General features: G+C 72.8%; 7 protein-coding genes and 1 pseudogene. 7 read left to right on the forward strand and 1 reads right to left on the reverse strand.

Translation table 11 applies throughout. The annotated features are described in order from the left end of the window. The 3 genes and pseudogenes from ACX9I7_RS29955 to mfd form a co-directional block, all read left to right on the forward strand. Positions 1–271 (forward strand): annotated as a pseudogene (locus ACX9I7_RS29955) (ABC transporter ATP-binding protein); the annotation flags it as partial. Next, on the forward strand, positions 268–2,838 hold the full coding sequence (locus ACX9I7_RS29960; RefSeq protein ID WP_459389101.1) for an ABC transporter permease: 2,571 nt from the start codon (positions 268–270) through the stop codon (positions 2,836–2,838). The pseudogene ACX9I7_RS29955 and the gene ACX9I7_RS29960, both read left to right, overlap by 4 nt. Before the next feature lie 278 nt (positions 2,839–3,116). Beyond that, the gene (mfd, locus tag ACX9I7_RS29965) at positions 3,117–6,647 is read left to right on the forward strand and encodes a transcription-repair coupling factor (RefSeq protein WP_387568616.1); all 3,531 of its coding nucleotides are present in this window, start codon (positions 3,117–3,119) and stop codon (positions 6,645–6,647) included. A gap of 117 nt (positions 6,648–6,764) precedes the next feature. Here mfd and ACX9I7_RS29970 read toward each other — a convergent pair whose 3' ends face one another. Further along, positions 6,765–8,219 (reverse strand): DUF2079 domain-containing protein, encoded by a 1,455-nt coding sequence (locus ACX9I7_RS29970; protein WP_459389102.1) that lies wholly within the window; start codon positions 8,217–8,219, stop codon positions 6,765–6,767. Positions 8,220–8,541: 322 nt separating this feature from the next. Here ACX9I7_RS29970 and ACX9I7_RS29975 point away from each other — a divergent pair, with 322 nt between their 5' ends. The 4 genes from ACX9I7_RS29975 to ACX9I7_RS29990 all read left to right on the forward strand — a co-directional run bounded on the left by ACX9I7_RS29975 (position 8,542) and on the right by ACX9I7_RS29990 (position 12,120). Then, positions 8,542–9,147: a SurA N-terminal domain-containing protein gene (locus tag ACX9I7_RS29975; protein WP_387568611.1), complete on the forward strand. Its 606-nt coding sequence runs from the start codon at positions 8,542–8,544 to the stop codon at positions 9,145–9,147. Between the two features lie 121 nt (positions 9,148–9,268). After that, on the forward strand, positions 9,269–10,270 hold the full coding sequence (locus ACX9I7_RS29980) for a nucleoside triphosphate pyrophosphohydrolase (protein ID WP_459389113.1): 1,002 nt from the start codon (positions 9,269–9,271) through the stop codon (positions 10,268–10,270). A 75-nt stretch (positions 10,271–10,345) separates the two neighbouring features. Beyond that, a complete protein-coding gene (locus ACX9I7_RS29985; RefSeq protein WP_358630059.1) occupies positions 10,346–10,777 on the forward strand; it encodes a DUF6479 family protein in 432 nt (143 codons plus the stop codon). 86 nt (positions 10,778–10,863) lie between these two features. Beyond that, the gene (locus ACX9I7_RS29990) at positions 10,864–12,120 is read left to right on the forward strand and encodes a cytochrome P450 family protein (protein WP_459389103.1); all 1,257 of its coding nucleotides are present in this window, start codon (positions 10,864–10,866) and stop codon (positions 12,118–12,120) included. Positions 12,121–12,272: the final 152 nt, after the last annotated feature.

Here is a 12,272-nt window from a genome sequence, read left to right on the forward strand (position 1 = left end):
CGCCGCCCGGCCCGAGATCATCTTCGGTGACGAGCCCACCGGAAACCTCGACTCCCGCTCCGGCGCCGAGGTCCTCGGCTTCCTCCGCCGCTCGGTGGACGAACTGGGGCAGACCATCGTCATGGTGACGCACGACGCCGTCGCCGCCTCCTACGCGGACCGCGTCCTCTACCTCGCCGACGGCCGGATCGTCGACGAGATGCACTCCCCGACCGCCGAAGCCGTCTTCGAGCGCATGAAGCGTTTCGACGCCCGTGGGCGGGTGTCGTGACCGTCCTCAAGACCTCCCTGCGCAACGTTCTCGCGCACAAGGGACGCATGGCGCTCTCCGCCGTCGCCGTCCTGCTGTCGGTGGCGTTCGTGTGCGGCACGCTCGTCTTCACCGACACCATGAACGCCACGTTCGACAAGCTCTTCGCCTCCACCGCCGCCGACGTCAGCGTCTCCCCGAAGAAGGACGACGACGCGCAGGAGACCGGCCGGCCGGAGACCGTCCCCGCGTCCCTGGCGTCCCGCCTCACCGAGGTGACCGGTGTCGCCAAGGTCGAGCCGCAGGCCACCAGCCGGCAGATCACCGCGGCCGACGCGAAGAACAAGAGCATCAGCCCCGAGTCCGGCGCCCCCACCGTCGGCACCAACTGGGACGAGAGCCAGAAGAAGTCCGTCGACATCACCAGCGGCCACGAGCCGCACGGCCCCGGCGAGACCGTCCTGGACGCCGACACGGCCGCCAAGCACGGCCTGAAGCCGGGCGACAGGATCCGCGTGATGGCGGCGCCGGGCGACTTCTCCGTGACGATCGTCGGCATCGCCACGTACAAGACGACCAACCCGGGCGCGGCCGTCCTCTACTTCGACACCCCCACCGCCCAGGCCCGGCTGCTCGGCGGCGACGGCGCCTTCAGCGGCTACGGGCTGACCGCCGCCCCCGGCGTCGGCGACGAGCAGCTGAAGCGGAACGTCACCGCCGCCCTCGGCAAGGACGCCGCGGGCTACGCGATCCGCACCGCCGCCGAGAGCAAGGCGGAGAACAAGAAGGACATCGGCTCCGTCCTCGACGTCATGAAGTACGCGCTGCTGGGCTTCGCCGGCATCGCCGTCCTCGTGGGCGTCTTCCTCATCGTCAACACCTTCTCCATGCTCGTCGCCCAGCGCACCCGCGAGATCGGCCTGATGCGGGCCATCGGCTCCAGCCGCTCGCAGGTCCTGCGGTCCGTGCTGGTGGAAGCGGTCCTCCTCGGCGTCGTCGGCTCGGTCCTCGGCATCGGCGGCGGCATCGCCCTGGCCGTGGGGCTGATGGAGCTCATGGGCTCCACGGGCATGAACCTCGACACCTCCGAACTCACCGTCAAGGCCACCACGCCCGTCGTGGGCCTGGCCCTCGGTGTCGTCGTCACCGTGCTGGCCGCCTTCCTGCCCGCCCGGCGGGCCGGGAAGATCTCCCCGATCGCCGCCCTGCGCGACGCGGGCACCCCCGCCGACGGCAAGGCCGGCAAGATCCGGGCAGTCGTGGGACTCGTCGTCTCGGCCGCCGGCGGCGCCGCGCTGCTGGCCGCCGCGAACGCGGACACCCCCTCGGCCGGCTCGGGCCTGCTGGGGCTGGGCGTCCTCCTCACCCTCGTCGGCCTCGTGGTCGTCGGGCCGCTGCTGGCCGGCTTCGTGGTCCGCGTGCTGAGCGCCGTCGTCCTGCGGGTCTTCGGCCCCGTCGGCCGGCTCGCCGAACGCAACGCCCTGCGCAACCCGCGCCGCACCGGCGCCACCGCCTCCGCCCTGATGATCGGGCTCGCGCTGGTCGCCGCCCTGACGGTGGTCGGCTCCTCCATGGTCGCCTCGGCCACGGACCAGCTCGACAAGTCCGTCGGCGCGGACTTCATCGTCCAGAGCGACAACGGGCCGCTGACCCCGGCCCAGAGCAAGGCCGTCCGCCGGGCCTCCGGCATCGCCCACTTCACGACCATCACCACCGTCAAGGCCCGGCTCGCCCTCCCCGACGGCACGTCCGTCACCGAAGGTTTGAACGCCTCCGAGCCCACCTACGGCGACGACCTCCGCACGGAGACCGTCCAGGGCACCTTCGCGGACGCCTGGGGCAAGGACGCCATGACCGTCCCCGAGGGCTTCGCCAAGGACCACGGGATCAAGCTCGGCGACCGGCTGACCGTCACCATGACCGGCGCCCGCGAGGCCCGCCTCCAGGTCAAGGCCATCACCTCCGACGACACCAGCATCAACAAGGGCGGCATGTTCATCGGCCTCGACACCGCCCGGCAGTACCTGCCGGCGGACAGGATGCCGCTGGACATGCTGATCCTCGCCAAGGCCACCGACGGCCACGCGAAGGACGCGGCCGCCTCCCTCAAGGCCGCCGTCGCCGACTACCCGCAGATCAAGGTCCGCGACCAGGCCGACTACAAGAAGCTCATCCAGGACCAGGTCGGCCAGCTCCTCAACATGATCTACGGCCTGCTGGCCCTCGCGATCATCGTCGCCGTCCTGGGCGTCGTGAACACCCTCGCCCTGTCGGTCGTCGAACGCACCCGCGAGATCGGCCTGCTGCGCGCCATCGGCTTCTCCCGCCGCCAGCTGCGCCGCATGATCCGCCTGGAGTCGGTGGTCATCGCCCTCTTCGGCGCCCTCCTCGGCCTGGGCCTGGGCATGGCCTGGGGCACCACCTCCCAGCGGCTCCTGGCCACGCAGGGCCTGGGCGTGCTGGACATCCCCTGGCCGACGATCACCACGGTCTTCCTCGGCTCGGCGGTCGTGGGCCTGCTCTCCGCGCTCGTCCCGGCGTTCCGGGCGGGCCGGATGAACGTCCTCAAGGCGATCGCCACGGACTAGCCCGGCCGCCCCCGCAGGGGAACGACGGCCCGGACGCGCCACGGGGGTGCGGGTCCGGGCCGTTCGCCGTTTCCGGGGTGTCCCCGGGGACGCGGCCGGTTCGGCACCGCCGGGCCCCCGGTGGGGTTGCTCGCCGTCGCGGCGGGGTGGGGGTGCCCCGGCCCCGGGACACCCGGCGCCTGTCGGTGCCCCGTCGTAGGCTGGAAGCCCCCGGCACAGGCCCGCACAGCCCGCGTCGGGCTAGTCGCGTTGTCCACCCCCGGGACGGGATGCACTTCATGAGCCTGCACGGTCTGCTCGACGCCGTCGTCAACGATCCGGCGCTCGCCGAGGCGGTGAAGGCCGCGGGCGACGGCAACCGGCCCCACGTCGACCTGGTCGGCCCGCCCGCCGCGCGTCCCTTCACGATCGCCGCGCTCGCCCGGAACGCGGGACGCCCCGTGCTCGCCGTGACCGCCACCGGCCGGGAGGCCGAGGACCTGGCGGCGGCGCTGCGCTCGCTCCTCCCGGCGGACGCCGTCGTCGAGTACCCCGCGTGGGAGACGCTGCCGCACGAGCGGCTGTCCCCCCGCTCGGACACCGTCGGCCGCCGCCTCGCCGTGCTGCGCCGCCTCGCCCACCCGAGCGGGGACGACCCGGCCGCCGGGCCCGTCAGCGTCGTCGTCGCGCCCATCCGCTCCGTGCTGCAGCCGCAGGTCAAGGGCCTCGGCGACCTGGAGCCGGTCGCCTTGCGCACCGGCCAGGGCGCCGACCTCGAAGAGATCGTGGACGCCCTCGCCGCCGCCGCGTACGCCCGCGTCGAACTGGTCGAGAAGCGCGGCGAGTTCGCCGTGCGCGGCGGCATCCTCGACGTGTTCCCGCCGACCGAGGAACACCCCCTCCGCGTCGAGTTCTGGGGCGACGACGTCGAGGAGATCCGCTACTTCAAGGTCGCCGACCAGCGCTCCCTGGAGGTCTCCGAGCACGGCCTGTGGGCCCCGCCCTGCCGCGAGCTGCTGCTGACCGACGACGTCCGCGAGCGGGCCGCCGCCCTCGCCGAGGAACACCCCGAGCTCGGCGAGCTCCTCGGGAAGATCGCCGAGGGGATCGCGGTCGAGGGCATGGAGTCCCTCGCCCCCGTCCTCGTCGACGACATGGAGCTCCTCCTGGACGTGCTGCCGGCCGGCGCGATGGCCGTGGTCTGCGACCCCGAGCGGGTCCGGACCAGGGCCGCCGACCTGGTGGCCACCTCCCAGGAGTTCCTCCAGGCGTCGTGGGCCGCCACCGCCGGCGGCGGCGAGGCCCCCATCGACGTGAACGCCGCGTCCCTGTGGAGCATCGCCGACGTCCGCGACCGGGCCCGGGAGCTCGGCATGATGTGGTGGTCGGTCAGCCCCTTCGCCGCCGGCGAGGACCTGGACGGCGACACCCTCACGCTCGGCATGCACGCCCCCGAGACCTACCGCGGCGACACCGCCCGCGCCCTGGCCGACACCAAGGGCTGGGTCGCCGACGGCTGGCGGACGGTCTTCCTCACCGAGGGCCACGGCCCCGCCTCCCGCACGGCCGAGGTGCTGGCGGGCGAGGGCATCCCCGCCCGCCTCGACGCGGACCTGCCGGAGCTGACGCCCGCCGTCGTCCACGTCTCCTGCGCGAGCCTCGACAGCGGCTTCGTCGACCCCGCCCTGAAGGTCGCGGTGCTCACCGAGGCCGACCTCACCGGCCAGAAGTCCGCCAGCAAGGACCTGGGCCGGATGCCCGTCCGCCGCCGCAAGACCATCGACCCGCTGACCCTCCAGGCCGGCGACTACATCGTCCACGAGCAGCACGGCGTCGGCCGCTACCTGGAGATGGTCCAGCGCACCGTCCAGGGCGCCACCCGCGAGTACCTGCTCGTCGAGTACGCCCCCGCCAAGCGCGGCCAGCCCGGCGACCGCCTCTACATCCCCACCGACCAGCTGGAGCAGGTCACCAAGTACGTGGGCGGCGAGGCCCCCACCCTCCACCGGCTGGGCGGCGCCGACTGGACGAAGACCAAGGCGCGCGCCAAGAAGGCCGTCAAGGAGATCGCCGCCGACCTCATCAAGCTCTACTCGGCCCGGATGGCCGCCCCCGGCCACTCCTTCGCGCCGGACACCCCCTGGCAGCGCGAGCTGGAGGACGCCTTCCCCTACGCGGAGACGCCCGACCAGCTCACCACCATCGCCGAGGTCAAGGAGGACATGGAGAAGTCCGTCCCCATGGACCGCCTGGTCTGCGGCGACGTCGGCTACGGCAAGACCGAGATCGCGGTCCGCGCGGCCTTCAAGGCCGTGCAGGACGGCAAACAGGTGGCCGTGCTCGTGCCCACCACCCTCCTCGTCCAGCAGCACTTCGGCACGTTCTCCGAGCGCTACTCCCAGTTCCCGGTGTCCGTGAAGGCGCTGTCCCGCTTCCAGACGGACACCGAGGCCAAGGCCGTGCTGGAGGGCCTGCGCGAGGGCTCGGTCGACATCGTCATCGGCACCCACCGCCTGTTCTCGTCCGAGACGAAGTTCAAGGACCTGGGCCTGGTCATCGTCGACGAGGAGCAGCGCTTCGGCGTCGAGCACAAGGAGCAGCTGAAGAAGCTGCGCGCCAACGTCGACGTGCTGACGATGTCCGCCACGCCCATCCCGCGCACCCTGGAGATGGCGGTCACGGGCATCCGCGAGATGTCCACGATCACCACCCCGCCGGAGGAGCGGCACCCGGTGCTGACGTTCGTGGGGCCGTACGACCAGAAGCAGATCGGCGCCGCGATCCGGCGCGAGCTGCTCCGCGAGGGCCAGGTCTTCTACATCCACAACCGGGTGGAGTCCATCGACCGGGCCGCCGCGCGGCTGCGCGAGATCGTGCCGGAGGCGCGGATCGCCACGGCGCACGGCCAGATGGGCGAGAGCCAGCTGGAGCAGGTCGTCGTCGACTTCTGGGAGAAGAAGTTCGATGTGCTGGTCTCGACGACGATCGTCGAGTCGGGCATCGACATCTCCAACGCCAACACCCTCATCGTCGAGCGCGGCGACAACTTCGGCCTGTCGCAGCTGCACCAGCTGCGCGGCCGGGTGGGCCGCAGCCGCGAGCGCGGCTACGCCTACTTCCTCTACCCGCCGGAGAAGCCGCTCACCGAGACGGCGCACGAGCGGCTGGCCACCATCGCCCAGCACACGGAGATGGGCGCGGGCATGTACGTCGCCATGAAGGACCTGGAGATCCGCGGCGCGGGCAATCTCCTCGGCGGCGAGCAGTCCGGCCACATCGCGGGCGTCGGCTTCGACCTGTACATCCGGATGGTCGGCGAGGCCGTGGCCGACTACCGGGCGTCGGTCGAGGGCGGCGGGGAGGAGGCGGAGGCGCCGCTCGAGGTGAAGATCGAGCTGCCGGTCGACGCGCACGTCCCGCACGACTACGCGCCGGGCGAGCGGCTGCGCCTCCAGGCGTACCGGGCCATCGCCTCGGCGAACTCCGAGGAGGACATCAAGGCGGTCCGCGAGGAGCTCACCGACCGCTACGGCAAGCTGCCGGAGCCCGTGGAGAACCTGCTGCTGGTCGCCGGGCTGCGGATGCTCGCCCGTGCCTGCGGGGTCTCCGACATCACCCTCCAGGGCTCCAACGTGCGCTTCGGCCCGGTGGAGCTGCGCGAGTCCCAGGAGCTGAGGCTCAAGCGACTCCACCCGCGCACGGTGATGAAGCCGGCCACCCAGCAGATCCTGGTGCCGCGCCCGGCGACCCGCCCCATCGGCGGCAAACCGCTCGTCGGCCGCGAGCTCCTCGCGTGGACGGGCGAGTTCCTCACCACGATCCTGGGCTGAGAGCCCCGTAAGGGGCGCGGGGAACTGCGCGATCAGCCACGACGCGCCCGCAGGCGACGTACCGGGCTTCCGGCGGAGCGCTCCGCCGGAAGGCCGCCGCCGGGGCCGGGCCCCGGCCTACCCGACGTGCCGCAGGACGGCGAAGCCGCTCTCCGTGCCGAGCACGGTGAACGTGGCCCTCGGATGCCGGGTCCGCGCGTCCTGGACCAGATCGTTCGCGGTCCTGCCGTCGCCGATGCGCAGCGCGATGTAGTCGGGGACGATGCCCTGGGTGCCGCCTGTCCAGAAGACCCGGCAGCGGTGGACGAGCCGGCTTATGGGGGTGATGTCGGCCTCGACGGTGGCGTTGTCGGGGATCCGGTCGAAGAGGCGTTCCGTGGCCTTGACGCTCTCGGGTATCCGGTAGGTGTCCGGCATGGTCAGGGAGTACAGCGGCAGGGACGCGGTGAGCGTGAGGGCCGCGGCGAGGACGGCCGCGGGCAGCTGGTGGGCGTAGCGGCGCAGCCACGGCCGGCCGGTGGCGCGCGCCTTGGCGAGCGCGTCGGTGAGGGCGATGAAGACGACGGGCATCAGGACGGCGCTGTAGTGCCAGTCGGTGCCCCAGAAGTGGTCGTCGTGGGAGACGAACCGCCAGCCGAGGGTGGGCAGGGCGACGAGCAGCACCGGTGAGCGCAGGGCCAGCAGCCCGGTGGTGGGCAGCAGGGTCCACGCCAGGGTGCGGACGGCGGTGTCGAGGGGGATGGTGGGGGCGGGGCCGGCGTCGCCGCCGATCTTGTTCCAGTAGTCGTAGGAGCCGCTGCTGTTGAAGCCGGGGATGATCACGCCGAGGGCGAGGGCGGTGGCCGCGAGCCCGAAGGTGACCAGTCCGGTGGCCAGGGCCGTGGCCCGGGGGTCGCGGCCCGTGCCGCGCAGCCGGACGATGATCACCGCGCCGATGGTCGCGATCGTGACGCCGAGGTCCTCCTTGACCAGGACCAGGGGCGCGGCCCAGAGCACCGCGGCCGTCCACCGCCGGCGGACCAGCGCCTCCAGGGAGAAGGCCAGCAGCGGCATGGCGAAGGCGATCTCGTGGAAGTCGAATTCGACGGCGCGCTGGACTCCCCAGGACAGGCCGTAGGCGATGCCGATGGCGAGGCCCCGGCCGCGGCCGAGGAGGTGGGCGGCGAGCCGGGTGACGGGCACGGCCGACAGCGCGAACAGCGCGGCCTGGACCACGAGCAGGGTGATGGGCGTGGGGAAGACGCGGTAGAGCGGGGCGATCAGCGCGGTGACGGGGCTGAAGTGGTCGCCGAGGACGTTGGTGCCGGGGCCCTTGAGGTCGGCTATGGGCGCCCGGAAGTGGGCGTAGGCGCGTATCGCCTGCTCGAAGATGCCCAGGTCCCAGGACATGGTGAGCATCCGCAGATGACGGCTGACGGACAGGGCGGTGTAGAGGACGAACAGGACGGCGCCCAGCCAGTAGGGGTCCAGTCCCGGTGCGCGCAGCCGGGCGGACGGGGGGCGGCGGCCGGCTGGTGCGGCCTCGGCCGGGCTGTGGCCTGCTGCCGACACGTCGGCGGTGGCCGAGTCCATGGGCGGTCCTCTCTCTTCCTGCTCGTCAAGGGCCTTCGGGCCCCTTGGCCGGCTTCAGCCGGGTTTCTTGCGGTCCGTGCGCTCCGCTGGTCTTGAAGTATGCGTCCTCGGCGGCGGGCGTCACGATGCCGTCGCGCGCCGGGAGCGTTCGCGCATCCCGGCGGACCGCGAATCGTTGGCCGAATCAGTGGCTCGGGCCACGCGGACTGCCTACCATCGATCAACGCCAGGCCGATGGACCGCACGTCGCGGGGTCCGCCCCGCCCCTGCTCAACGCCCCTGCCCACGCATGTCGCACGATCTTTCGTCGCCGGGAGGCTTCATGATCCGCCGCAGGACAGCGCTCTCCGTCTCCGCCGCCGGGCTGCTCGCCGCCGCGCCCCTGCTCACCGGCTGCGGATCCACTCCGCACCCCGGTGCCGCCGCCGTGGTGGGCAAGGACCGGATCACGGTCGCCCAGCTCCAGAGCCAGGTGGCGGACGTGCGGGAGGCGCAACGGTCCGCGCCGCAGGGGCGGCAGCTGCTGGCGAGCAGCGCCCGGCTCAGCCAGGACACCCTGGTGCGGCTGATCCAGTACCGGGTCATCGAGGCCGCCGGCCGGGACAACGGCGTCGACGTCACCCGGCGGGAGCTCCAGGAGCGCCGGGAGGAGGTCGAGAAGCTGCTCGGCGGCGCGGCGGCGGTCGACAGCCGGTTCCTCGCGGCGGGGATCGCCCCCGACCAGGTCGACCAGGAGCTGTCGGCCGGGCTCGTCCGGGCCAAGCTGGAGAAGAAGCTGGGCCAGGCCCGTACCGTCGACACGCTGATGAGGACGTCCGAGGCGCTGCGCGTCGACGTCAATCCGCGCTACGGCACGTGGGACGCCAAGCGCGGCACGGCCCGGCCCGTCCAGGAGCCCTGGCTGCGCGCAGCTGAACAGCCGGCCTGAGGCCCCGTAAGGGGCGCGGGGAACTGCGCGACCAGCCACGACGCACCCGCAGTCGACGTACCGGGCTTCCAGCGGAGCGCCTAGGCTCGGCCGTGTGACCGACCGCCGTGCGAATGATTCCGTGAACGCCCCCGCCGAGGCCCCCGGGGGCGAGCCCCTCGGCCGTATCGTCCTGCTGACCACCAGCCACCGGGTCGCCCCCGGTCTGCTGTCCTGGCCGGCGTGGCAGACGCTGCGCGCCGCCGACCGGGTGCTGTGCGCCGACGCCGGCCACCCCCAGCTGCCGTATCTGGGGGAGGCCGGCGTCGTGGTCGAGCACGCGGCGCCGGCGGCGCGGGAGCTCGTCGACTACTGCGCGGCGGGCGGGCGCACCGTCGTGGTGCTCACCTCCGCCGAGGGCGAGTCGGCCCTCACCGACGGGCTGGCCCGGCTGGCCGGCTCCGGCCGGGAGTCGATGCCCGCGCTGGAGCTGCTCCCCGGCTCGTACGACCTGCCCGGCGCCCGGCTGCTCGACCTGGTGCAGGTGATGGACCGGATCCGGGTGTCCTGCCCGTGGACGGGGATCCGCACCCACGAGGACCTGGCGAAGTACGGGCTGGAGGAGATGTACGAGCTCCTGGAGGCCATCGAGACCGGTGACCGGGAGGCGCTCCGGGAGGAGCTGGGCGACGTCCTGCTCCAGGTCGTCTTCCACGCCCGGATCGCCCAGGACGACCCGGACGAGCCGTTCTCCGTCGACGACGTCGCCGCCGGGATCGTCGACAAGCTCATCCACCGCCACCCGCACGTCTTCGGGGAGGAGTCCGCCGAGACGCCGGAGGAGGTCAAGGCGCACTGGATGCGGACGAAGGCCGACGAGAAGCGCCGGGAGTCGGTCACCGAGGGCGTGCCGCTGGGCCAGCCGGCCCTGGCGCTGGCCGCGAAGCTGGCCTCCCGGGCCCGCCACGAGCGGCTGGCGGTGGCCCTGCCGGAGGGGGAGGGCGTCGGCTACGAGCTGCTGGCCCTGGCGGTACGGGCGGAGGCGGCGGGCGTCGAGCCGGAGACCGCGCTGCGGGCCGCCGCGCGGACGTACCGTGACGCGATCCGGGCCGCCGAGGAGGCCCGGGCCGGGGCTCCGGAGTAGCGCGGACGGGGCGCTCGCTCACCCGTTCGGCTCAGTGGCGGTCTTGAGGGGGCGGCCGACGGGTACCCGAGTCCCATGCGCACCGTTCCCATGGACTTCGCCGCTCCCCCTCAGCTCGGCGGGATCGCCCCCTTCATCGTGGGGCTCTTCGTCGTCGCCATCCTGATCGGCGCCATCGTCGTCGGCCGCAGGGTCCGCGACCGGGAGCCCCCGCCGCCGAGCCAGCCGCAGCGCCGCCAGGGCGCCTGGCAGACCCGGCAGGAGCACGAACGGGGGCCCACCTCGCCGAACCACGGCCCCGGGCACGCCCACGACGAGGAGGCGGTCGGGTACGTCACGGAGCACCACGAGCCGGACGAACTCCACCCGGAGGCCGACGGGGAGCGTGTCCTTCCGCATGAGATGAAGAACCCGCCCGCCCACCCCGAGGAGCTCTCCGAGGAGCGGAAGAAGTGGGACCCCGGCAGCAGCGGCGCTTTCGGCAGCGGCGGCGGTGGCCACCACTAGACGGCGCCCGGCTCTACGGCGCCCGGCTGGACGGTGCCCGGCGGCCAGGTGGCGCCCGGGTGGCGCCGGGTAGGTAGCGTCGGGGCGTGCACGAGAATCACACGCCCCCCGCCCCACCGCTCTTCACCTGGGAGTTCGCCTCCGACCCCTACCCGGCGTACGCCTGGCTGCGCGAGCACGCCCCCGTGCACCGCACGGAGCTGCCCAGCGGTGTCGAGGCATGGCTGGTCACCCGGTACGCCGACGCCCGGCAGGCGCTCGCCGACCAGCGGCTGTCGAAGAACCCCGTGCACCACTCCGAGACCGCCCACGGCAAGGGCAAGGTCGGCATCCCCGGCGAACGCAGCGCCAATCTGATGACGCACCTGCTCAACATCGACCCGCCGGACCACACCCGGCTGCGCCGGCTGGTGTCCAAGGCGTTCACCCCGCGCCGGGTCGCCGAGTTCGCCCCCCGCGTCCAGGAGCTCACCGACCAGCTGATCGACGGCTTCATGGAGAAGGGGGAGGCCGATCTCATCCACGAGTTCGCCTTTCCCCTCCCCATCTACGCCATCTGCGACATGCTCGGCGTCCCGCGCGAGGACCAGGACGACTTCCGGGACTGGGCGGGAATGATGATCCGCCACGGCGGCGGGCCGCGCGGCGGGGTGGCCCGCTCGGTGAAGAAGATGCGGACGTACCTCGCGGAGCTCATCCACCGCAAGCGCGAGGACCTCGGCGAGGACCTCATCTCCGGTCTGATCCGGGCGAGCGACCACGGCGAGCACCTCACCGAGAACGAGGCCGCGGCCATGGCCTTCATCCTCTTGTTCGCCGGTTTTGAAACAACTGTGAACCTGATCGGTAACGGAACCTACGCGCTGCTGCGCCACCCGGAGCAGCGCGCCCGGCTCCAGCGGGCCCTCGCCGAGGGCGACGAGAGCCTCCTCGCCACGGGCGTCGAGGAGCTGCTGCGCTACGACGGCCCGGTCGAGCTCGCCACCTGGCGGTTCGCCACCCGGGACCTGGTACTGGGCGGGCAGCGCATCGCCGAGGGCGACCCCGTCCTGGCCGTTCTGGCCGCCGCCGACCGGGATCCGGAGCGTTTCGCCGACCCCGACACCCTGGATCTGTCCCGGCGCGACAACCAGCACCTGGGCTACGGGCACGGCATCCACTACTGCCTCGGCGCGCCCCTCGCCCGCCTCGAAGGACAGGCCGCGATCGCCACGCTGCTGCGCCGGCTGCCCGATCTGTCCCTCGCCGCCGAACCCGAGGACCTGCGCTGGCGCGGCGGCCTGATCATGCGTGGATTGCGTACTTTGCCCGTGGAGTTCACGCCCAAAAGCCGCGCGGTGTGACGCCCGGTCAAACGGTGGTTATCGGCGCGTGACCTCCGCTACATCGGCTTGTGACTCGCGGAAGCCCTCGCTATGGTCTGCGACCAATCGAAAGCCGCCTACGCGAGAGGCCCGCCCATGCTCTCAGGATCCGGTAGACATCGCCGTCCCCG

The sequence above is a fragment of the Streptomyces sp. L500 genome (assembly GCF_054551825.1).